The organism is Pseudomonas sp. P4_C1 (genome assembly GCF_056402155.1).
Genome location: NZ_JBFUHY010000010.1, coordinates 83914 through 107761, shown reverse-complemented (window position 1 = coordinate 107761; position 23848 = coordinate 83914). Strand labels below are relative to the sequence as shown.

Sequence of the window (23848 nt, the reverse complement as noted above, 5' to 3'; positions counted from 1 at the left end):
AATGACCTACGCGAAAAGAAGACCAAATGGCATGGATTGCCAAGGACGTGGGCAGTTTCGCTTGAAAAAAAAGAATCGGCCCACCAGGTCATCTGAAATTTCCGCAGCAAACGGAAAATTTTCAGACAACCTGATAAGCGTGACGCTTACCTCAGGACGACAGGTAAGACGAACGGGTCAGCCCCAGACGCAAGGCATCGAGGAACTGCGTGCGCTCGGTGGCGCTGATGCGGGCACTGGCGCACTTGTCGCGGTAGTGGGTCATCAGCTCTTCCGGCGACAAGTGCACGTAACGCAGCATGTCTTCGATGGTGTCGTGGGTTTCGATACCGGCGTGGTACACGCTGCCGTCGGCGTTCTGGTAGATGTTCACCGAGTCGGTGTCACCGAACAGGTTGTGCATGTCGCCGAGAATTTCCTGGTAGGCACCCACCAGGAAAATCCCCAGCAGATAGTCTTCACCTTCGTTCAGACCGTGCACCGGCAAGCTGGTCTCGATGCTCTGCTCGTCGACGTACTGCTTGATCTTGCCGTCGGAATCGCAGGTCAGGTCTTGCAGCACTGCACGGCGCAGCGGCTCTTCGTCGAGACGGTGCAGCGGCAGGATCGGCAGGACCTGGCCAATAGCCCAGGTGTCCGGCAGGCTCTGGAACACCGAGAAGTTGCAGATGTACTTGTCGGCCAGCTTGTCGTTGAGTTCGTCGAGCACCTGACGGTGGGAACGCTGACGGGCCTTCAACGAGTTGTGCAGGCGGCGGCAAACGGCGAAGTAGCATTGCTCGGCCAGGGCTTTTTGCGCCAGGGTCAGCTTGCCATCGGCGTATTGAGTGGCCACGTCGCTCATGTAGTGCGTGGCGCGCCAGTAGGTCTCGGTGACCATTTCGATGTCGGTCGGGCCTAGCAGGTCAACCAGCCACTGAACGGTTTCCGGCAGCTCTTCCTTGTTATCGATCTTCGGCACATCGTCGTTGTGTTTCTCGACGTCGGTCACCTGCACCACCAGCATGGCGTGGTGGGCGGTCAGGGAGCGGCCGCTTTCGGAGAAGATGTTCGGGTGCGGCAGGCTCTGCGCGTCGCAGAATTCCTTGAGCATCCCGACCACGACGCCGGCGTAATCGTCCATGTCGTAGTTGATCGAACTGGCGTTACGCGAGTGCGTGCCGTCGTAGTCCACGCCCAAGCCACCGCCGACGTCGATGTGGTCCACCGGCAGGCCAAGGTTGCGCAACTCGCCGTAGTAACGGATCGCTTCCTTGAAGCCGTGCTGGTAGTCCGCGAGGTTGGCAATCTGCGAGCCCATGTGGAAGTGCAGCAGGCGAATGCCCTGGTCCAGGCCGGCCGCGCGGAAACGCTCGACCACCGACAGCAGTTGCGCGGCCGACAGGCCGAACTTGGATTTCTCGCCGCCGGTGTCCGCCCACTTGCTCGAGGCCAGGGACGAGAGGCGCACGCGCAGGCCGACCTGAGGCTTGACCTTGAGCGAGGCCGCTTCTTCGATCACCAGACCAACTTCGGATTCTTTCTCGATCACGATGAACACGTTGTGGCCGAGCTTCTGGCCCATCAGCGCCAGACGGATGAACTCGCGGTCCTTGTAACCGTTGCAGACGATGGTGCCGCCCTTCGGCGCCAGTGCCAGCACCGCCAGCAGTTCGGGTTTGGACCCGGCTTCCAGGCCGATGGAAACGTTCTGGGTGGCGATGATGTTCTCGATCACCGCTTCCTGCTGGTTCACCTTGATCGGGTACAGCGCGGTGTACTTGCTCTGGTATTCCAGGCGCTCGATGTTGGCGTCGAACGCGCCGGTCAGCTGACGCACGCGGTCTTGCAGAATGTCCGGGAAACGGACCAGCAACGGCAAGGACAGGCCGCTTTTGCGCAGCTGGTCGACTTGCTCGAACAGGTCGATAGGCGAGCTGCTCGGACCGTTCGGACGAACTTCGACGCGACCGGCGTCATTGATCGCGAAATACCCGGCCCCCCAATGGCGAATCCCGTAAACACTGCGGCTGTCCGCAACTGTCCATTGGCTGCCATCGTCTTTGCGTGTGCGTCGTACGGACATCGAAGTCCCCTATAAAGAAGTCATAGTGCGTCGCCTGGGTTCAGGCCGGCGCAGTCTAAAGAATGAAAATGACGGTTCGTCAACGAGGCAATAGACCCCGCCGACCGCAACGAGTTTAGAAACCGGTCATGAACAGGCTCTGTGAAAACCATGTGGCTGACGCCAGGCCTGAATGCCATCAGGACCGGATCAAACCGAGGGTGGTTTTCACAGAGGCTGCTAGCCGCCGGACTTCTTCGCTTTGAAACCGAGCTTGATCAGTTCTGCCAAGAGTAGCTCGACATGATCGCCCTGGATTTCGATGACACCGTCTTTCAACGCCCCACCGGTACCGCAACGTTTCTTCAACGTCGTGGCCAGTTCCTTGAGCGCGTCTTCAGCCAATGGCACGCCGGTGATGGTGGTCACCGTCTTGCCGCCACGGCCCTTGCTTTCGCGACGCACGCGTGCGATGCCGTCGCCGGCAGGGATAACGGTCTGTTTGCAGATGCAGGCGTCCACCGGTTTACTGCATTCCGGGCAATGACGACCTGCGTCGGTGGAAAATACCAGGCCGCCCAAGGCGGCGAAGGATGCGGCTTTTTTGGCCACCGGCAATCCTCTTCGGAGGACAAAGACTGGTCGCAGCACTTGGGAAGTGCTATCGACCGCGAAGCCCCACTCAGGCAGGGGCAGCGCTACTGAATCGGTACAACATTCACTTCACTGTAGGAGCGAGCTCGCTCGCGATGAACTCAAAGACGATGCGTTCATTCTGGATGCCTGCGTTATCGTTGACGTCCATCGTGAGCAAGCTCGCTCCTACAACAACAAGCAATACCGGTTCAGTTTGAAAAGGTCGCGCAGTGTAACGGCAAAAACGCCGATTGCTAAGAGCCAATCGGCGCCAATTTATAGCTGTTTTGCGACGTCGTTCCGGCGTGAGCGCAAATAGCGCTTCAACGCAGCCAGAGAGTCCGGGCAATAAGGCTTTTGCCCGATTTCCAGCATGACCTGATCAATGGGGATAAAGCGCGCTTCGAGCACCTCTTCCGGTTGCAGGATCAACGGACCATCCCACACCGCCGAGAACGCCGAACACCACAGGCGATTGCCGGTGTCCTCGAAGAAAAAGTGGTCATGGGCGATCAGTTCCACGCCACTCACGCCCAATTCTTCCTCCAGCTCCCGGGCCGCCGACTCGGCGTAGGTTTCACTGGCGAGCACCATGCCGCCCGCCGCAACGTCCCAGTAACCGGGATAGATCGCCTTGCTCAGGGTGCGGCGATGCACGCACAACTCGCCAGCGGAATTGAACAACATGATGTAGGTGCCGCGCCCGATCAGCCCGCGCTCGCGCAAGTCGGAACGGACCAGGGCGCCGAGCAGGTTGTCCTGTTCGTCGACCCAGGCGATCTGTTCGGCATCGGACGCCGCGCGGTGCGCGGCTTCTCTGGCGTTATCGACCATGACTCAGCCCTGATTGAGCAATTGACGCAAATCGATCACCGCGGCGTTGGCCCGGGAAATGTAATTGGCCATGACCAGCGAGTGGTTGGCCAGTACGCCGAAGCCGCTGCCGTTGAGGATCATCGGGCTCCATACCGGCTCCTGCGACGCCTCCAGTTCACGAATGATCTGGCGCACGCTGACGGTGGCGTTCTTCTTGGCCAGCACATCGGCGAAGTCGACTTCGATGGCGCGCAGCAAATGCGACAACGCCCAGGCCTGGCCGCGGGCTTCGTAGAACACGTTGTCGATCTGCAGCCATGGGGTTTCAACGATTTCTTCGTCGACCTGCGGCGCGACGCCCGGTGCCACCACCTCGGTTTTCAACGCGGTGTTGAGCTTGACCCGGCCCACACTGGCCGACAGTCGTTGCGACAGCGAACCCAGACGGGTGCCGACATCACCCAGCCAGTTGTTCAGGTTATCGGCGCGGGCATAGAACAGCGCGCTCTTCTGGTTCGGATCGGACAGGCGCGCCTGATAGCGGCTCAGGGAGTTGATGCCTTCCTGATATTCGGACTCGCTGGACGGCAGCACCCAGCTCTTGTTGTCGAAGTTGAAACGCGGCTCGGCCTTGGCCAGGTCGGCGTCTTCGGCGGACTGCGACTGCGAACGGGCGAAGTCTTTACGCATTGCCCGGCTCAGGTCGCGGACCTGCACCAGCACGCCGTATTCCCAGCTCGGCATGTTGTCCATCCACAGGCCTGGCGGGAATCGGTCGTTGGAAATATAGCCGCCCGGCTTGGTCAGCAAGGTGCCGGCGACGGTCTTCAGGGTTTCCACTGTGGTGTAGCCAACGACCATCTGCTTGCCTTCTTTCTCGGCCGCCAGTTGAGCGGTCTGCTGGACCGGGAACAGCGCCGGCTCCTGGCTCCAGTACCAGCCCAGGACACTCGCCACCAACAGGTAGATGCCCAGCAAAGTGGCCAGCGCCCGGCTGAACAGCAGACCGCCCAGATAACTGCGGGTCTCCGACTTCGGTTCAGCGGCACGTTCAGGCGCACTGCCTGTGCGGTTCTTCCAGTCCAGCATAGCGATATCCTTTCAAGCTCTTGAGGTCAACGGTTCGACCACAACCATACAACAACGTGCCTTGGCCCGGCACCCGCCATCGCACCGATGCGGAAAATTACCGGTCTTGCGGATGAAAAGAGTTCCCGCCCACCAGATGACTGTGTTGCCGTCGAAATCCTCCTAATGGTTTGGATGACACGCCCCAAGGGAATCCCTGCCCCCTGAGGCCAATAAAAACTGGCCGATCCACACCGCTCAGACAGCCGTAAATGGCCAATGGTCTGTTACCCGCCAATTGCCGCCCTGCGCCCGTCAAGCGCCCTGATTCACGGCACTTCGCCTGCGCACACGGCGACTAAACAGCCCAGAGTCAGACCGATCGGTCACAAATTGAATGAAGCCACATTGCAGATTATTGACGTACAGCACTCATGTAATGGAAAAGTGGTGCTAGCATAGAGCCACCAGTCGACCTCAGCGTGCACCCTAACTAGTAGTCAGGATATGACCGAGCCAGAAGACCCCAGCCGCGAGCGCCTCAAGCACCATTTTGCCCAGCGGGTAATTCATCAGGCTCGTCAGATTCTTGAGATATGGCAGCGCCTGCAACGCAGTGAGTGGTCCACCGCCGACCTTTCGGAATTGAGCGAGGCCAATCTGCGCCTGCTGCGTTTCGCCGAGCGTTTCGAACAACCGGAACACACGCAATTGGCACGCCACATCGGTCAGTCCCTGGAGGCGGTCGACGCCAATCGCGGACGCCTGAGCAGCGGCCTGATCACCGACCTCAATCGCTTGATGCAGCGCCTGTCACGTACCGGCCTGCGCCACGGCGACCAACTCGATCAGACCTTCCTGCCACCGCTGCGCAAGCCCGTCTATGTGATGCTGCAGGATCACGGCCGCGCCGAGCGCCTGGCCAAACAACTGGAATTCTTCGGGCTCAGCGCCCAGTCCCTGGACAGCGTAGACACGTTTCGCTCATCGATGGTCGAGCGCTTGCCGGCGGCGATGGTCATGGACGTGGATTTCAGCGGCCCCGGCGTCGGCCTGAAACTGGCCGCCGAAGCCCAGGAAGGCCTGGACCACCGCTTGCCGCTGCTGTTCTTCAGCCTGCACGAAACCGACACCCCGACCCGACTCGCCGCCGTGCGCGCCGGTGGCCAGGAGTTTCTCACCGGCACCCTCGAAGCGTCGAGCCTGCTGGAGAAGATCGAAGTCCTGACCTGCGTTGCCCAGTACGAACCATATAAAGTGCTGATCATCGACGACTCCCGCGCCCAGGCCCTGCACACCGAGCGCCTGCTCAACAGTGCAGGAATCGTCACCCGGACGTTGATCGAGCCGATCCAGGCCATGGCCGAACTGGCGGATTTCCAGCCGGACCTGATCATCCTCGACATGTACATGCCAGCCTGCACCGGCACGGAACTGGCCAAGGTGATCCGCCATAACGACCGTTACGTCAGTGTGCCGATCATTTACCTGTCGGCCGAAGACGACCTGGACAAACAGCTCGACGCCATGAGCGAAGGCGGCGATGACTTCCTGACCAAACCGATCAAGCCCCGGCACCTGATCACCACCGTGCGTAATCGCGCGGCACGGGCACGCAACCTCAAGGCACGAATGGTCCGCGACAGTCTCACCGGCCTGTACAACCACACGCATATCCTGCAATTGCTCGAAGACTGCTCGTTCCGCGCCCGCCGCGAAAGCAAGCCGCTGAGCTTTGCCATGCTCGACATCGATCACTTCAAACGGGTCAACGACAGCCACGGCCACCCCATGGGCGACCGGGTGATCAAGAGCCTGGCGCTGTTTCTCAAGCAACGCCTGCGCAAAAGCGACTTCATCGGCCGCTACGGTGGCGAAGAGTTCGCCATCGTTATGCCGGACACCGATATCGAAGCGGCCTACAACGTGCTCGATGAAATCCGCCAGCGTTTTGCCGAGATTCACTACCCCGCTCAACCCGAGGATCTGTGGTGCACCTTCAGCGCCGGAGTGGTTGAGCTTTGCGAAAGCTCCGACAGCCTGATAATGGCCAGCCAGGCTGACGAAGCGCTGTATCGCGCCAAACACGGCGGACGCAATCGCGTACAGGCCGCACGCACATCAAAGCAAAGTGCCACTTTTTTATCGGAATCGACCGATACGGTCATAACCCTGTAACAGAAACGCAATAACTTCAGGCACTTACCATTTCTGTCGTTGGTAGTCCGTAATGCGCCTGAAGCTGCTGACCAATCTCAATACCCTCCTTCTGGTGGCCGTGTGCGTGGCCCTCGGCGCTACGCTGTGGTGGTCGCAAAAAGCCCTTGAGCGTCCGTATCTATTAATGGAGCGCTACCTGGGCTTGTCGCAGCAATTTCAGAATGAAGTGGCCCGCAGCGTCGAGGACTACCTTGGCAGCGGCGATGCACTGCGCCTGAGCAGTGCCGCCCAAGGCATCGACAGCCTGCAAAAAGAACTCGGCGAATTGCCACCGGCCTTGGTCGAGACGTTGCGCCCCAGCCTGTCGACCCTTGAAGAATTCAGCAAAACCGACCTGCTGGCCGCCGGCAAACTGGCCGGCGATCCGCAGGCCTTGCTGCTGCAGGCCGAGCGCGAACTGGGTGCCAGTCTCGATCAGCTCAGCCAGTACGCCAGCGGCAACGCAGCCTACCTGACGCCGCTGCTTACCGCGTCGCAGCACTTGGGCAAATTGTCGCTGGCCCGGGACAAACTGGTCAGCAGCGGCCGCAGTGAACTGGCCGTCGATGTTGAGCGCGAAGTCGCCAACATCCGTACCCAGGCCGAAAAACTGGACGCCCTGCCCTTGCTGGGCGTGACTACCAGCAACGAGTCGAACACCGATGATTTCGCCTCGATGATGGGCCTTGAGAACAAGGAAAAAACCGTCGCCGAAGATGCTGGCGTCGGCCTCAAGCGCGAACTGAACAGCCTGCTCACCCGCTACCCGGCCGAGCTCACGCGCACTCGCGATCAAATCCAGAAACGCGCCGACCTCAGCGCCGCGACTCACGTGAAAATCGCCGACGTGCAACAGGCCATTGCCGGGCTGGAACCGGTGGTGCGCGCCCAGCACGGGCAGATCCAGGGCGAAGTGCGGCTGATGCAAGGTGTGATGATCGGTTTGATTCTGTTGATCGCGCTGCTGATCGACACCCTGCAGCGCAAACTGGCCCGGACCCTGACCAACCTCGCCCCAGCCCTGTCGACCTGGGCCGAAGGCGACTTCAGCCGCGACATTCAACTGGGCAACACCAACCGCGAATTGCATGACATTGAAGCCTCGCTCAACCGCTTGCGCGCCTATCTGGTGGATCTGGTGGGGACCATTCGTCGCAACGCCGAACAGGTGGCCGGTAGCAGCCGCACCCTGGCCGACCTGAGCAACGACCTGCACAGCGGCGCCGAGCATCAGGCCGGCGACACAGCACTGATCCGCGACTCCCTCAGCGAACTGGAGGCGACCATTCAACAAGTCGCCGGCGATGCCAGCCAGGCCGCCGACGCCAGCCGCCACGCCGGCCTGGCCGTGGAGCATGGACAGAAAGTCATCGGCCTGAGCCTCACCGGCCTGCATGCGTTGGTGGATGAAGTGCAAGGCAATGCACAAATGATCGAACACCTGGCCGAAGAATCGGCCACCATCGGCGGCGTGTTGACGGTGATCCGCTCGATTGCCGACCAGACCAACCTGCTGGCCTTGAACGCCGCCATCGAGGCGGCCCGGGCCGGGGAAATGGGCCGAGGCTTTGCCGTGGTGGCCGAAGAGGTGCGCTCACTGGCGCAACGTACCGCCGGGGCCACGGCAGAAATCCAGGCGCTGATCGCAGGGCTGCAAACCGCCGCACGGCAATCGGTGGATGGCATGCGCGCCCAGGTCGAACACGCCGAAGCCACGGCCAACCAGGCCCAGGCCGCCGATGGCGCGCTGGATAAAATCGTCGGGGCGATCCAGACCATTTCCGACACGGCGATACGCATCGCCGATGTCACCGCCCAGCAGAGCGGTGCTGTCAGTGAGATCCGTGACCACAGCGAGCGAATTCACCAGTTGGGTGGGGATAACTTGCTGCGCATTGGCGAAGGACGTGAGCAAGGAGAGAATTTGCTGGTGCTGGGTGGGCGACTGCATACCGCCGTTCAAGCCTTTCGCGTCTGACAGACCGCCATCGTGAGCAAGCTCACTCCCACATTTGATTTGTGCACGACGCAAATCCCCTGTGGGAGCGAGCTTGGTCCGGGCGGCGTTCCGACGATGGCGTCAGAACAAACACCTCAGACTCCCCTCCTGCATACCACGCCGCCGTCCGCTATCATCCCCCCAATTCCGATACGCGAGATTGTCATGCGCCGTTTGCTTTGCCTGCTGTTTTTAGTGTTCGCCCTGCCGGCCAGCGCCACTGGCTTGCTGGAGAACCGACCCAGTTCGACCCTGGGCTCGATCAACAACAGCGCCGACTTCCTGCCGGTGCGCGAAGCGTTCCAGCTGAGTCTGGTGGACAGCACGCCGCAATCGATCAAGCTACGGTTCGTCGCCACCGAAGGTTATTACCTCTACCGACACCGCTTTCAATTTCGCGCCGATCCGGCCGACGTCGTCCTCGGCGCGGCGAAACTGCCCGACGGCCAGAAAAAGCATGATCAATACTTCGGCGACGTCGAGGTCTACCACGGCATTCTCGACGTCGAGCTACCGCGCACCGATCAACGCGCCTTCACCCTGGCCGTGACCTATCAGGGTTGCGCCGACAAAGGCCTGTGCTATCCGCCGGAAACCGAGCGCCTGAGCATCGACGGCAGCGGCGCTCCGGCGACGGTTTATCCATGGAGCTGGCGCGAACTGGCATTGTTTTTCCTGGCCGGCCTGGGCCTGACGTTCACGCCATGCGTGCTGCCCATGCTGCCGATCCTGTCCGGCGTGGTGCTACGCGGCCAGGTCGGTGGCTGGCGCGGTTTCAATCTTTCATTGGCCTATGTGCTGCCGATGGCCGCCTGCTTTGCCCTGCTCGGTGCGCTGATGGGCCTGTTCGGTGCCCAGCTAAATCTGCAGGCGCGGCTGCAATCGGCCTGGGTGCTGGTGCCGTTCGCGATGTTCTTTGCGCTGTTCGCGTTGGCGATGTTCGGCGTCTTCGAACTCAAGTTGCCGCACGCCATCAGCAGCCGCCTGGACCGTATCGCCGGCCGCACCGAAGGCGGGTCACTGTGGGGCGCCGCGGTGTTGGGCGTGGTCTCCAGCTTGCTGGTTTCACCCTGTGTTTCGGCGCCACTGGCCGGTGCGCTGCTGTACATCAGCGCCAGTGGCGATGCCCTGGGCGGCGGCCTGAAACTGTTCACGCTCGGACTCGGCATGGGCGCTCCGCTGTTGCTGGTGGCCACCGGTGGCGCAGCCTGGCTGCCGAAAAGCGGCCCGTGGCTGGTCTACGTGAAAAACGCGATAGGCGTGTTGTTGCTCGGGTTGGCCGTCGGGCTGCTCAGCCGCGTCCTGCCGGGTGAGATCACCTTGCTGCTGATCGGTTTGCTGGCCGGCGGCGTGGGCTTGTTCCTGGGGGCGCTGGAGTTCGTCTATAAACCACCGCGCGAGCGTCTGGGCCAATTGCTCGGCATGTTCTTGCTGTTTTACGCGCTGGCCTGCTGGTACGGAGCCTTCAGCGGCCAGACCGACCCGCTCAACCCGATTGGCCAGCCTCGTATCGTTGACAACAGCGGACCTGTGCAAAACTCCAGCGCCTGGCAAACCGTCAGCACGCCGGCCGATCTGGACCGCGCACTCGCCGACGCACGATCATCCGGCACGCCGCTGCTGCTCGACTGGTACGCCGACTGGTGCATCAGCTGCAAAGTCATCGAGCATGAGGTGCTGGACGACCCAGTCGTCATCGAACGCCTCAAGGGTTACCGGCTGATCCGCTTCGACATCACCGCCAGCAACGCCGAGCAACGCAGCCTGCTCGACCGTTATCAATTGTTCGGCCCACCGGCCCTGATGTTTTTCGGCAAGGACGGCGTCGAACGCACCGATGTGCGGGTGATCGGCGAGATCAATGCCAAAGACTTCGCCGAACGTGTTGCCAGGGCGAATGACCAAATTTAATCAAGCAGTCATATACTTCGCGCAAACATCGGTCATCGTGCTGGCTATTGCAGAGAACTGGACAGTCACAAAGGCTTTGCGGCATAGTCGCCGGGTTCTGACAATTGCTCACAGATAACATAGGAACCGCCGATGGCGACGTTACTCGTTCTGCACGGACCCAACCTGAACTTGCTCGGCACCCGTGAACCGGGCACCTACGGCGCCACGACGCTGGCGCAGATCAACCAGGACCTGGAACGCCGTGCCCGCGAAGCCGGTCACCATTTGCTGCACCTGCAAAGCAATGCCGAGTACGAATTGATCGACCGCATTCACGCTGCCCGCAGCGAAGGCGTGGACTTCATTCTGATCAACCCAGCAGCTTTTACACATACAAGTGTCGCATTACGTGACGCGCTGCTGGCGGTGAGCATCCCATTCATCGAAGTGCATTTGTCTAACGTGCACAAACGCGAACCTTTCCGCCATCACTCTTACTTCTCCGACGTAGCGGTGGGAGTGATCTGCGGCCTTGGCGCCAGCGGTTATCGACTGGCCCTGGAGGCCGCCTTAGAGCAGCTTGAAAGACAGGCAACAGCTTGAACAACAAGCGTTAAACGCCCCTGACCGACCCTTGGGAGTTGATGATTCATGGATATCCGTAAAGTTAAGAAACTGATCGAATTGCTGGAAGAGTCCGGCATCGACGAGCTCGAGATCAAGGAAGGCGAAGAGTCCGTACGCATCAGCCGTCATAGCAAGACCCCGGCTCAGCAGTACTACGCGCCGGCTCCAATGCATGCTCCGGCTGCCGCGCCTGTCGCTGCCGCTGCTCCGGCTGCCGCTGCTGCACCTGCTGCCGCCGCCGCTCCAGCATTGAACGGCGCCGTTGCCCGTTCGCCGATGGTCGGTACGTTCTATCGCAAGTCTTCGCCATCCTCGCCATCCTTCGTGGAAGTCGGCCAGACCGTGAAGAAAGGCGACACCCTGTGCATCGTTGAAGCCATGAAGATGATGAACCACATCGAAGCTGAAACCAGCGGTGTGATCGAATCCATCCTCGTCGAAGACGGCCAGCCGGTTGAGTACGACCAACCGCTGTTCACCATCGTTTGAACCGCGGAGAGCCTTTGATGACTGCGAAGTTGGAAAAAGTTCTGATCGCCAACCGCGGTGAGATCGCCCTGCGGATCCTGCGCGCCTGCAAAGAAATGGGCATCAAGACCGTCGCCGTTTACTCCAAGGCTGACAAGGAACTGATGCACCTGGGCCTGGCAGACGAATCCGTCTGCATCGGTCCGGCATCGGCCGCCCACTCCTACCTGCACATTCCGGCAATCATCGCCGCGGCCGAAGTGACTGGCGCCACCGCCATTCACCCAGGCTACGGTTTCCTTGCGGAAAACGCCGACTTCGCCGAACAGGTCGAGAAATCCGGCTTCGCGTTCATTGGCCCGAAAGCCGAAACCATTCGCCTGATGGGCGACAAGGTATCGGCCAAGCACGCCATGATCGCTGCCGGCGTACCGACCGTTCCGGGTTCTGACGGCCCGCTGCCGGAAGATGAAGAAACCGCTCTGCGCATCGGTCGCGAAGTCGGTTACCCGGTGATCATCAAGGCCGCTGGCGGCGGCGGTGGTCGCGGCATGCGCGTTGTGCACAAAGAAGAAGACCTGATTTCCTCGGCGAAACTGACCCGCTCCGAAGCAGGCGCGGCGTTCGGCAACCCGATGGTCTATCTGGAAAAATTCCTGACCAATCCACGTCACGTGGAAGTCCAGGTACTTTCCGATGGCCAGGGCCACGCTATCCATCTGGGCGACCGCGACTGCTCGCTGCAACGTCGTCACCAGAAGGTGCTTGAAGAAGCGCCGGCACCGGGCATCGACGAGAACGCACGTGAGGAAGTCCTCGCACGCTGCGTCAGGGCCTGCATCGATATCGGCTACCGTGGCGCAGGCACTTTCGAGTTCCTGTACGAAAACGGTCGCTTCTACTTCATCGAGATGAACACTCGTGTCCAGGTAGAGCACCCGGTTTCGGAAATGGTCACCGGCATCGACATCGTCAAGGAGATGCTCAGCATCGCCGCCGGCAACAAGCTGTCGTTCACCCAGGATGACGTGGTCATCCGCGGTCACGCGCTGGAATGCCGGATCAACGCCGAAGACCCGAAAACCTTCATGCCGAGCCCGGGCACGGTCAAGCATTTCCACGCTCCAGGCGGCAACGGCGTTCGTGTCGACTCGCACCTGTACAGTGGTTATGCCGTTCCGCCGAACTACGACTCGTTGATCGGCAAGCTGATCACCTACGGCGCAACCCGTGACGAAGCCATGGCGCGCATGCGCAATGCGCTGGACGAAATCGTGGTCGACGGGATCAAGACCAACATCCCGCTGCACCGCGACCTGACCCGCGATGAAGGCTTCTGCAAAGGGGGCGTGAACATTCACTACCTCGAGCACAAGCTGGCTGGCGAGAAGCACTAAGCTTCGACCCGATCAACAAAGCCGCCTTCGGGCGGCTTTGTTGTATCTAAAGGTTTCGCACATTCCCTATGGGAGCGAGCTTGCTCGCGATAGTGGTGTATCAGTCAACATCCATGCTGGATGTACCGACCTCATCGCGAGCAAGCTCGCTCCCACAGAGTTCCGGGGTTAACCGGGGGGGGGCGACAACCCCAGGTCAACCCACTCCCACAAAACCCGCACTCTCGCGTAAACTTGCGCGCTTCTCGCAGCCCGCTAGGCTGCAATCAATATTTTTCAAAGGTGCCCGCCATGCCTTGGCTGCAAGTACGTCTCGCCATCAGCCCAGAACAAGCCGAAACCTATGAAGACGCTTTCCTTGAAGTGGGCGCCGTGTCGGTGACCTTCATGGACGCCGAAGATCAGCCGATCTTCGAGCCGGAACTCAATACCACGCCGCTGTGGTCGCACACGCACCTGCTGGCCCTGTTCGAAGGTGGCACCGAGCCCGGCCCGGTACTGGCCCATCTGGAGTTGCTGACCGGCAGCCCGTTACCTGAACACCACAGCGAAGTGATCGAAGACCAGGACTGGGAACGCAGCTGGATGGACGGTTTCCAGCCAATGCGGTTCGGCCAGCGCCTGTGGATCGTGCCGAGCTGGCACGCCGCGCCAGAGCCTGACGCAGTGAATCTGCTGCTGGACCCGGGCCTGGCATTCGGTACCGGCACCCACCCGACCACCGCACTGTGCCTGGAATGGCTCGACGGTCAGGACCTGAAGGACTGCAACGTCCTGGACTTCGGTTGCGGCTCGGGGATCCTGGCGATTGCCGCCCTGCTGCTGGGCGCCAAGAACGCGGTCGGCACCGACATCGACGTGCAGGCGCTGGAAGCTTCCCGCGACAATGCCGGGCGCAACCATATTGCTGACGAGCTCTTCCCGCTGTATTTGCCCGAAGACTTGCCGCAGGTTCAGGCCGATGTGCTGGTGGCCAACATTCTCGCCGGCCCGCTAGTGTCCCTGGCACCGCAGTTGTCCGGCCTGGTCAAGTCCGGCGGTCGCCTGGCGCTGTCGGGCATCCTCGCCGAACAGGGCGATGAAGTCGCTGCCGCCTACGCCAGGGACTTCGATCTGGATCCGATCGCCAATCGCGATGGCTGGGTACGCATCACTGGCCGTCGGCGCTAGAATGGCCGTCTGCATAATCCGGAAAGCCGCATGACCGATAGCTTCGTCACCCAGTGCCCGCATTGCCAAACCAGCTTCCGCGTCAGCCATGCTCAGTTGAGCGTGGCGCGTGGCGTGGTTCGCTGCGGCTCCTGCCTACAGGTGTTCAATGCCGCCAGGCAGCTGCTTGAGCAGGCCGGCAAGGAACCACCGGCAACGCAGCCGCTTCCGCCTGAGCAGCCTGCGCAGCCCCTCGAAGCATCGCCGCCGCGCGCCATTAGCCAAAAGCAGTGGAGCGCCACCGAGCTGGATCTGGACAGTCTCGACCTCGACGAAGAACTCGCCCGGCTCGAACAGCGAGAAATCCAGCCGGCCACCGAGCTCGGCCGCCATCGCGACGACTCGCTGAGCGCCCGCCGCGACAGCTCCGGGCAGGATGACGAGGAGCCGTGGTCCGACAGCCTGTTCAGTGAGTCGGCGGCCGACCGTGCGCTTCTCGACGAACCGCTCGACAGCCTTGAAACGCCAGAGCCGACGATCGAACCGGGCAAAACCTCGCGCACCGAACCTTCGCTGTCCCTGGAACCGGTTGATCTCGACGACGAGCCGCAACCACCCCAGCTGCGCCTGAACGACCCTCTCGATGCGCCGCTGAACCACGAACGCCTGTCAGCCGCCGACGAGAACGAAACCGACGACAACCTGCCCTCGATCGAACCGCTGCGCAAGCGACGCGAACGTAGCGAGCCGGGCGTGCGTGCCGAAGTGCTGCAAGACCTGACCGACGACCCACTGCAACTGGACTGGCAAAAACGCCGCTCGCCCTGGGGCCGACGGTTGTTATGGTTGCTGCTGGTGCTGATTGCTGCTGGCGCCCTCGCCGGCCAGTACATCGCCTACCATTTCGACGAACTGGCGCGACAGGATCAGTATCGCCCGTGGTTCCAGCAACTGTGCCCGCAAATCGGCTGCACCGTGCCTTCCAAGGTCGACATCGCGAAAATCAAGAGCAGCAACCTGGTGGTGCGCAGCCATCCCGAGTTCAATGGCGCCCTGGTGGTCGATGCGATCATCTATAACCGCGCGCCCTTCTCCCAGCCCTTCCCGCTGTTGGAACTGCGCTTCGCCGACCTCAATGGCCACCTGATCGCCAGTCGCCGCTTCAAACCCGGCGAGTACCTCAATGGCGACCTCGAAGGCATGGCGGAAATGCCCCCGCAAACGCCGATCCACATCGCCCTGGACATTCTCGACCCCGGCGCCAAGGCCGTGAACTACAGTCTGAGCTTCCACTCTCCGGAGTGAAACGCTTCTTTGCACCCGGATTGACATTGGCGCTCTGACTCCCCCTGGCCAACCAAACCATGGGTAATAACAGAATAACTGTTCAGATTTTGTTCAATTCAGCCTTTATCCAGTCATCGAGAGCGGGTATCATGCCAACCCTTTTTCGAACTCTCATGATCCGGCCCCACAACAGGGAAGTCCTATGTCGGCGGTACGCATCGGCCCATACACATTACACAACAGCTTGATCCTCGCCCCCATGGCGGGCGTCACCGACCAGCCCTTTCGTCAGCTGTGCAAGCGCTTGGGCGCGGGACTGGTCGTCTCGGAAATGGTCACCAGCGACATGAGCTTGTGGAACACCCGAAAGTCGCGCATGCGCATGATCCACGAAGGTGATCCCGAGCCACGCTCGGTACAGATCGCCGGTGGGGACGCGCAGATGCTGGCGGACGCCGCCCGTGCCAACGTTGAAATGGGCGCGCAGATTATTGATATCAACATGGGCTGTCCGGCAAAAAAAGTCTGCAACAAGGCTGCCGGTTCCGCACTGTTGAAGGATGAATCCCTGGTAACCGAGATCCTGCAGGCCGTCGTGGCTGCGGTCGATGTGCCGGTTACCCTGAAGATCCGGACCGGTTGGGACCGGGACAACAAGAACGGCCTGACGGTGGCGAAGATCGCCGAACAGGCAGGCATTACGGCGCTGGCGGTGCATGGCCGCACCCGTGCCGACCTGTACACCGGTGAAGCCGAGTACGACACCATTGCCGCGATCAAGCAGGCGGTGTCGATTCCGGTCTTCGCCAATGGCGATATCGATTCGCCGGAAAAAGCCCGGTACGTGCTCGACGCGACCGGTGCCGATGGTTTGTTGATTGGTCGGGCTGCCCAGGGGCGGCCATGGATTTTTCGCGAGATCGACCATTTCCTGCGTACCGGCGAGAAGCTCCCGGCGCTGGAACTGATCGAGGTGGAACGCATTCTGCTAGAGCATCTGGCCGCCCTGCACGCCTTCTATGGCGATGTCATGGGTGTGCGCATTGCTCGAAAGCATGTGGGCTGGTATCTCGCAACCCTGCCGGGCGCCAGGGAGTTTCGCGCCCACTTCAATCGTTTGGATGGTACGGATACACAATGCGCCAACGTTCGGGCGTTTTTCGCCGAGCGTTACAAGAGCCTGACAGGGGACGGAGAGTGGGTGGCCGCATGACGATGATGACCGAGACTTTAGTGAGTGGAACAACACCCGTGAGCGACAACGTAAATTTGAAACAGCACCTCAATACGCCGAGCGAAGAAGGCCAGACCCTTCGCGGGAGTGTCGAGAAGGCGCTGCACAATTATTTCGCCCACCTTGAGGGCGCTGCCGTCACGGATGTGTACAACCTGGTGCTCTCCGAAGTCGAGGCTCCCCTGCTCGAGTGCGTGATGAATTACGTCAAGGGCAACCAGACCAAGGCCAGCGAGATGCTCGGACTGAACCGGGGCACGCTGCGCAAGAAACTCAAGCAGTACGACTTGCTGTAAGCATTCAATCAAACCAGAAAGGCGCCCGCGTAAACCGGTCGCCTTTTTTGCTGACTTCCTTTGCTTTTGATGGAAATTGAGATGACCGACCAGACCACCCGCCTGCCGATCCGCCGCGCCTTGATCAGCGTTTCCGACAAGACCGGGATCCTCGAATTCGCCAAGGAGCTTGAAGCCCTGGGCGTCGAGATCCTCTCCACCGGCGGGACGTTCAAGCTGCTGCAGGACAACGGCGTTGCCGCAGTGGAAGTCGCGGATTACACAGGTTTTGCGGAAATGATGKACGGCCGGGTGAAGACCCTGCACCCGAAAATCCACGGCGGGATCCTCGGTCGTCGCGGCATCGACGACGCCATCATGAACGAGCACGGCATCAAGCCGATCGACCTGGTAGCGGTCAACCTGTACCCGTTCGAAGCCACCATCAACAAGCCTGGCTGCGACCTGCCGACCGCCATCGAGAATATCGACATCGGCGGCCCGACCATGGTCCGCTCGGCAGCCAAGAACCACAAAGACGTGGCCATCGTGGTCAACGCCAGCGATTACGCCAGTGTCCTGGAAAACCTCAAGGCCGGTGGCCTGACCTACGCTCAGCGTTTCGACCTGATGCTCAAGGCCTTCGAACACACCGCGGCCTATGACGGCATGATCGCCAACTACATGGGCACCGTAAACCAGGCTGCCGAGACCCTGAGCACCGAAGGTCGCAGCGAATTCCCGCGCACCTTCAACAGCCAGTTCATCAAGGCCCAGGAAATGCGCTACGGCGAGAACCCGCACCAGAGCGCGGCGTTCTACGTGGAGGCCAAGCCTGCCGAAGTCGGTATCGCCACCGCGACCCAACTGCAAGGCAAGGAACTGTCGTACAACAACGTGGCCGACACCGACGCCGCGCTGGAATGCGTGAAGAGCTTCGTCAAGCCGGCTTGCGTGATCGTCAAGCACGCCAACCCGTGCGGCGTGGCTGTCAGTCCTGATGCCGAAGGCGGCATCCGCAAGGCCTACGACCTGGCCTACGCCACCGACACCGAATCCGCGTTCGGCGGCATCATCGCCTTCAACCGCGAACTGGATGCCGAAACCGCCAAGGCGATCGTCGAGCGTCAGTTCGTCGAAGTGATCATTGCCCCAAGCGTCAGCGAAGAAGCCCGCGCCATCGTTGCCGCCAAAGCCAACGTACGCCTGCTGGCCTGCGGCGAGTGGTCGACTGACCGCGCCGCCGCATGGGACTACAAGCGCGTCAATGGTGGCCTGCTGGTACAGAGCCGCGACATCGGCATGATCGGCGCCAACGACCTGAAAGTGGTCACCAAACGCGCACCGAGCGAGCAGGAAATCCATGACCTGATCTTTGCCTGGAAAGTCGCCAAGTACGTGAAGTCCAACGCCATCGTCTACGCCAAGAACCGACAGACCATCGGTGTCGGCGCCGGCCAGATGAGCCGCGTAAACTCCGCGCGCATTGCTGCCATCAAGGCGGAACATGCTGGCTTGCAGGTAGCCGGTTCGGTGATGGCTTCCGACGCATTCTTCCCGTTCCGCGACGGTCTGGACAATGCGGCCAAGGCGGGCGTGACTGCCGTGATCCAACCAGGCGGCTCGATGCGTGATGCCGAAGTGATTGCTGCTGCCGACGAAGCCGGCATCGCGATGGTTTTCACCGGCATGCGCCACTTCCGTCACTGATACACCGATCAACTGTGGGAGCGAGCTTGCTCGCGATAGCGTCCGTTCAGACACATTGATGCTGGATTTGCCGCCGTCATCGCGAGCAAGCTCGCTCCCACAGGTAAAGCATCTTTGCGGTGCTCAACAGAATTTGCGTCATCCGAGGTTTTTGAAATGAATGTTTTGATCATTGGCAGCGGTGGCCGTGAACACGCCCTGGCCTGGAAAGTGGCTCAGGATCCGCGCGTGCAGAAGGTGTTCGTGGCTCCGGGCAACGCCGGTACCGCCATCGAAGCCAAGTGCGAGAACGTCGCCATTGACGTACTGGCGCTTGAGCAACTGGCAGACTTTGCCGAGAAAAACGTTTCGCTGACCATCGTTGGCCCTGAAGTGCCGCTGGTTGCCGGTGTTGTGGATCTGTTCCGCAGCCGCGGCCTCGATTGCTTCGGTCCGACCGCCGGCGCTGCACAGCTGGAAGGTTCGAAAGCCTTCACCAAGGACTTCCTGGCTCGCCACAAGATCCCGACTGCCGACTACCAGAACTTCACCGAAATCGAGCCAGCCCTGGCCTACCTGCGTGAAAAAGGCGCTCCGATCGTGATCAAGGCCGACGGCCTGGCCGCCGGCAAAGGCGTGATCGTCGCCATGACCCTGCCTGAAGCCGAAGACGCCGTGCGCGACATGCTGGCGGGCAATGCCTTTGGCGATGCGGGTTCGCGCGTGGTCATCGAAGAATTCCTGGACGGCGAAGAAGCCAGCTTCATCGTCATGGTCGACGGCAAGAACGTGCTGCCGATGGCCACCAGCCAGGACCACAAACGCGTCGGTGACGGCGACACCGGTCCAAACACCGGCGGCATGGGTGCTTACTCCCCGGCACCCGTGGTCACCGCCGACGTGCACAAGCGCGTCATGGACCTGGTGATCTGGCCGACCGTGCGCGGCATGGCCGAAGAAGGCAATGTCTACACTGGCTTCCTGTACGCCGGCCTGATGATCGACAAGGCTGGTAACCCAAAAGTCATCGAATTCAACTGCCGTTTCGGCGACCCTGAGACCCAACCGGTGATGCTGCGTCTGCAGTCGAGCCTGGTGCTGCTGGTCGAAGCCGCCCTGGCGCAGGCGCTGGATAAAGTAGAAGCGCAATGGGATCCACGTCCGAGCGTCGGCATCGTCCTGGCCGCTGGCGGCTATCCTGGTGACTACGCCAAAGGCGCAGCCATCAAGGGGCTGGATGCAGCCGCCGCACTGGAAGGCAAGATTTTCCACGCCGGTACTGCACTCATGGATAGTCAGGTGGTGACGGCCGGTGGTCGTGTGTTGTGCGCCACAGCCATGGGGGCCAGCGTCGACGCTGCGCAGCAGCAGGCCTACAAGTTGGCGGCTACGATTGACTGGGAAGGCTGTTTCTATCGCAAGGACATTGGCTACCGCGCCATTGCCCGCGAGCGCGGCGAGAATCAGGAATAAGGTAAACACCGCGCCAGGCAATGAACACGGTTCATTGCCTGGCTATTCCGGCACCGCGCATCGTTATATTCTGGCATCAACCTAACGAAGGGATTTCGCCGTGCGCTGGCTCAGGATTGCCATAAGCTTGACCGTCACTTTGCTGACCTTGCTCTGCATGCTACCGGCCCAGGCCGCGCAAGGCAGTGGCTGGGCGGTATTGCTCGACGAACAGGGCGCCCTGCAACTGAGCGACATCCGTTCCGCACGCTATACCAATCAATTCAGCCCTATCGAACTCGACCGCATTACCGCGGCCGAGCCCGATGGCGCGTTATGGTTGCGATTCAGGCTTGCGCCGGGTAACCACGAGCAATTGCTGCGAGTGTTCGCGCCTGACCTGCGCCAGTTCAACATGTACGTGCTGGACGGCGACAAGCTGATCGATCAATCCAGCACGGGCAACGAACAGCCGCAATCCGAGCGACCACTGCCCAGCAGCGACTTCATGCTGGCCCTGCCGCAAAGCGACACCCCCCTCGACGTTTACCTGCGACTGGCCTCCGACCACCAGTTACGCCCCTATATCACCCTGCAATCGGCGATCCTCGCGGCTGCCAACCAGAACCAGACGCTGATCTATGGCCTGCTGTTCGGTTGCATCGCCATGCTGATCCTGCACAATCTCATCCGCTACGCCTACACCCGCTCGCACAGCGCCCTCTGGTTGGCGACGTGCGAAGGGTTGTTGATGCTCAGCCTGCTGCTGTTGCTGAACCTCGCCGGTCCCTGGCTGCCGGACTGGCATGCACTGCAAACGCCGGGGGCTTACCTGGCATTGTTAATGACTGCGCCCTGCGGCCTGATGCTTGCCTATCGCTTCTTCTCCCCGCTCGGGCCGCACCCGCTGAACCGGTTGCTGCTCGGCGAGATCCTGCTCATCACCGCCTGCGGCTTGGTGCTGCTGTTCGTCAATACCTTGCCGCTGAACTTCATTACCTACGGCCTGGTAGCCCTGGCAGGCCTGACCATGCTGTTCATCAGCGCCCATCACTGGCAAAAAGGTTATCGCCCGGCTCGCCTCTTCGTGGTGGCCATGGTGGTGTTCAACCTCGGGACACTGATCATCCTGCCTGCCCTGTTGGGGCTGACCCTGATCGAACCCCATGGCCTGCTCACCACCTTGCTGGTGTTCATCTGCATCAGCGGCCTGCTGATGAGCATTGCATTGAGCGAGCGCCAGCGCCGCATCACCGAAGACCGTTTCAGCATCAGCCGCGACCTGGCGGCCAGCAACGCCGAGATCAACGCCAAGACCGAGTTCCTGGCGAAGATCAGCCATGATATCCGCACCCCGATGAACGGCGTCCTCGGCATGACCGAGCTGCTGCTGGGCACGCCGCTTTCGGTCAAGCAACGCGACTATGTGCAGACGATCCACAGCGCCGGCAACGAGCTGCTGACACTGATCAACGAAATTCTCGACATCTCAAAACTCGAGTCCGGGCAGATCGAGCTGGACGATGTGCAGTTCGACCTCAACGCGCTGATCGAAGACTGCCTGAGCATCTTCCGCGCCAAGGCCGAGCAGCAAAACGTCGAGTTGATCAGCTTCATCCAGCCGCAAGTGCCGCGGGTGATCAGCGGCGACCCGACACGCTTGCGCCAGACCCTGTTGAGCCTGCTGGAAAACGCCCTGAAAAAAACCGATGAAGGCGAAATCCTGATCGTCGTGGCGCTCGACGAGCGCAACAACAAACCGCGCCTGCGTATTGCCGTGCAGGACAGCGGCGAGCCCATGGACGCCGAAGAACGCGACGCCCTGATGCACGCCGAACTGCACAGCCGGCATTTCCTTTCGGCCACCCACCTGGGCGGCAACCTGGGGCTGGTGATTGCTCGTCAGTTGATCCGCTTGATGCAAGGGGAGTTCGGGATCAAGATAGGCAGCAACCAGGGCAGCACCCTGTGGCTGACCCTGCCGCTGGACCCGGATCACCTCGAACACCCGACCTCCGACCTCGACGGTCCGCTGCAAGGTGCGCGGGTATTGGTGGTGGACGACAATGACACCTGTCGCAAGGTGCTGGTGCAGCAATGCAGTGCCTGGGGCCTGAACGTCAGCGCCGCGCCTTCCGGCAAGGAAGCGCTTGCACTGCTGCGCACCAAGGCTCATTTGCGTGATTACTTCGATGTGGTCCTGCTGGACCAGAACATGCCCGGCATGACCGGCATGCAACTGGCGGCCAAGATCAAGGAAGACCCGAGCCTGAACCATGACATCCTGCTGATCATGCTCACCGGCATCAGCAACGCACCGAGCAAGATCATCGCGCGCAACTCCGGGATCAAGCGCATCCTCGCCAAACCGGTAGCCGGCTACACCCTCAAGACCACCCTGGCCGACGAACTGACCCAACGCAACAAAGGTCTCGTCGCTACGCAGCCCGTGCCAAGCGGCCAGGTCCTGCCGGTCAAGGTCCCCTGCGACTTCCGCATTCTGGTGGCCGAAGACAACAGCATCTCGACCAAGGTGATCCGCGGCATGCTGAGCAAGCTCAACCTGCAACCGGATACAGCCTGCAACGGCGAAGAAGCCTTGCAAGCGATGAAAGCCCAGCGTTACGACCTGGTGCTGATGGACTGCGAAATGCCAATCCTCGACGGCTTCTCGGCCACCCAGCAGTTGCGTGCCTGGGAAGTCGGCAACCAGCGGGTCCGTACCCCTGTGGTGGCGTTGACCGCCCATATCCTTGCCGAACACAAAGAGCGTGCGCGACAGGCCGGCATGGACGGACACATGGCCAAACCGGTCGAACTGTCACAGTTGCGCGAGCTGATCGAACACTGGGTCGCCCAGCGTGACCAGCACAATCGCGCAACGACCCAACCGTCCTGAGCCGACAGACGGCGCAACCCCTGATAGACTCCCCCTCGACTTCCCTCGCCAGTGAGCCCGGCACCATGCTCCATGTGTTGTTCAGCGTTTACCTGAAGATGCTGGTGCTCTACAGCCCATTCTTCGTGTTGTCCTGCTTCATCAGCCTGACCCGTGGTTATTCGCGCAAGGAACAGCGTCGGCTGGCCTGGAAAGTAGCGGTCGCTACCCTGGTCTCCAGTGTTCTGCTGTACTTGTTCGGCCGAGTGATTTTCAGTGTGTTTGGCATTACCGTGGACGCATTCCGCATCGGCGCAGGCAGCGTCCTGTTCATCTCGGCGCTGGGCATGGCGCAAGGCAAATCGGCGGTACAGACCGACAACGTGCAGCAGGATGTGACCATTGTCCCGCTGACCATTCCGCTGACCGTCGGCCCCGGCACCATCGGTGCCTTGCTGGTGATGGGTGTGAGCCAGCCGCACTGGGACGACAAGCTCACCGCGATTGTCAGTATTGCCTTGGCCAGCTTCACCGTGGGGGTAGTGCTTTATCTGTCCAGCCGCATCGAACGCATACTCGGCGATCAGGGCTTGCAGATTGTCAGCCGGTTGATGGGGTTGTTCGTGTGTGCACTGGCGGCACAGATCATCTTCACCGGGGTCAAGGGCTACCTGGTGCCTTGAAGCGACAGCTTGTCCAAAACCTGAAAACAAAGCCCTGTGCATTAATCACAGGGC

Annotated in this window: 18 protein-coding genes; 14 read left to right on the top strand and 4 right to left on the bottom strand. The window is 61.0% G+C overall.

Going from position 1 to position 23848, the window contains the following annotated elements:
* Positions 1 to 151: 151 nt before the first annotated feature.
* The 4 genes from speA to AC1DU9_RS09535 all read right to left on the bottom strand — a co-directional run bounded on the left by speA (position 152) and on the right by AC1DU9_RS09535 (position 4585).
* Positions 152 to 2065 (bottom strand): arginine decarboxylase, encoded by a 1914-nt coding sequence (speA, locus tag AC1DU9_RS09550; RefSeq protein ID WP_223462775.1) that lies wholly within the window; start codon positions 2063 to 2065, stop codon positions 152 to 154.
* Between the two features lie 219 nt (positions 2066 to 2284).
* Complete coding sequence (locus tag AC1DU9_RS09545) at positions 2285 to 2656, bottom strand: translation initiation factor Sui1 (RefSeq protein ID WP_007991289.1); 372 nt, start codon at positions 2654 to 2656, stop codon at positions 2285 to 2287.
* Positions 2657 to 2956: 300 nt separating this feature from the next.
* Entirely contained in the window at positions 2957 to 3514 is a 558-nt protein-coding gene (locus tag AC1DU9_RS09540; RefSeq protein WP_477810056.1) for an NUDIX hydrolase, read from the bottom strand.
* Between the two features lie 3 nt (positions 3515 to 3517).
* Complete coding sequence (locus tag AC1DU9_RS09535; protein WP_108219840.1) at positions 3518 to 4585, bottom strand: DUF2333 family protein; 1068 nt, start codon at positions 4583 to 4585, stop codon at positions 3518 to 3520.
* A gap of 486 nt (positions 4586 to 5071) precedes the next feature.
* On the opposite strand from AC1DU9_RS09535, the gene gcbA reads away from it, so the two are divergent.
* The 14 genes from gcbA (at position 5072) to AC1DU9_RS09465 (ending at position 23794) form a co-directional block, all read left to right on the top strand.
* Positions 5072 to 6742 (top strand): diguanylate cyclase GcbA, encoded by a 1671-nt coding sequence (gcbA, locus tag AC1DU9_RS09530; RefSeq protein ID WP_477810055.1) that lies wholly within the window; start codon positions 5072 to 5074, stop codon positions 6740 to 6742.
* 52 nt (positions 6743 to 6794) lie between these two features.
* Entirely contained in the window at positions 6795 to 8741 is a 1947-nt protein-coding gene (locus tag AC1DU9_RS09525; protein ID WP_477810054.1) for a methyl-accepting chemotaxis protein, read from the top strand.
* 186 nt (positions 8742 to 8927) lie between these two features.
* Positions 8928 to 10673, top strand: a complete 1746-nt coding sequence (locus AC1DU9_RS09520; protein WP_223462771.1) for a protein-disulfide reductase DsbD — start codon at positions 8928 to 8930, stop codon at positions 10671 to 10673.
* 132 nt (positions 10674 to 10805) lie between these two features.
* A complete protein-coding gene (gene aroQ, locus AC1DU9_RS09515) occupies positions 10806 to 11258 on the top strand; it encodes a type II 3-dehydroquinate dehydratase (RefSeq protein WP_085717493.1) in 453 nt (150 codons plus the stop codon).
* Positions 11259 to 11306: 48 nt separating this feature from the next.
* Positions 11307 to 11771, top strand: coding sequence for an acetyl-CoA carboxylase biotin carboxyl carrier protein (gene accB / locus AC1DU9_RS09510; protein WP_223462770.1), 465 nt, complete (start codon positions 11307 to 11309; stop codon positions 11769 to 11771).
* A 17-nt stretch (positions 11772 to 11788) separates the two neighbouring features.
* Positions 11789 to 13147, top strand: coding sequence for an acetyl-CoA carboxylase biotin carboxylase subunit (gene accC / locus AC1DU9_RS09505; RefSeq protein WP_223462769.1), 1359 nt, complete (start codon positions 11789 to 11791; stop codon positions 13145 to 13147).
* 291 nt (positions 13148 to 13438) lie between these two features.
* Positions 13439 to 14317: a 50S ribosomal protein L11 methyltransferase gene (prmA, locus tag AC1DU9_RS09500; RefSeq protein WP_223462768.1), complete on the top strand. Its 879-nt coding sequence runs from the start codon at positions 13439 to 13441 to the stop codon at positions 14315 to 14317.
* A 30-nt stretch (positions 14318 to 14347) separates the two neighbouring features.
* Positions 14348 to 15601: a DUF3426 domain-containing protein gene (locus AC1DU9_RS09495; RefSeq protein ID WP_223462767.1), complete on the top strand. Its 1254-nt coding sequence runs from the start codon at positions 14348 to 14350 to the stop codon at positions 15599 to 15601.
* Between the two features lie 184 nt (positions 15602 to 15785).
* Entirely contained in the window at positions 15786 to 16796 is a 1011-nt protein-coding gene (gene dusB / locus AC1DU9_RS09490) for a tRNA dihydrouridine synthase DusB (RefSeq protein ID WP_223462766.1), read from the top strand.
* Positions 16793 to 17113, top strand: coding sequence for a DNA-binding transcriptional regulator Fis (gene fis, locus AC1DU9_RS09485; protein WP_015093301.1), 321 nt, complete (start codon positions 16793 to 16795; stop codon positions 17111 to 17113). Before dusB ends, fis begins: the two co-directional genes overlap by 4 nt.
* A gap of 81 nt (positions 17114 to 17194) precedes the next feature.
* The gene (purH, locus tag AC1DU9_RS09480; RefSeq protein ID WP_477810053.1) at positions 17195 to 18802 is read left to right on the top strand and encodes a bifunctional phosphoribosylaminoimidazolecarboxamide formyltransferase/IMP cyclohydrolase; all 1608 of its coding nucleotides are present in this window, start codon (positions 17195 to 17197) and stop codon (positions 18800 to 18802) included.
* Between the two features lie 156 nt (positions 18803 to 18958).
* Complete coding sequence (gene purD / locus AC1DU9_RS09475; protein WP_223462764.1) at positions 18959 to 20254, top strand: phosphoribosylamine--glycine ligase; 1296 nt, start codon at positions 18959 to 18961, stop codon at positions 20252 to 20254.
* A 100-nt stretch (positions 20255 to 20354) separates the two neighbouring features.
* Positions 20355 to 23132 carry a hybrid sensor histidine kinase/response regulator gene (locus tag AC1DU9_RS09470; RefSeq protein WP_223462763.1) on the top strand — a complete coding sequence of 926 codons (2778 nt, stop codon included), beginning with the start codon at positions 20355 to 20357 and terminating at the stop codon, positions 23130 to 23132.
* Positions 23133 to 23197: 65 nt separating this feature from the next.
* Positions 23198 to 23794: a MarC family protein gene (locus AC1DU9_RS09465; protein WP_111284385.1), complete on the top strand. Its 597-nt coding sequence runs from the start codon at positions 23198 to 23200 to the stop codon at positions 23792 to 23794.
* The last annotated feature ends 54 nt before the right edge of the window (positions 23795 to 23848 follow it).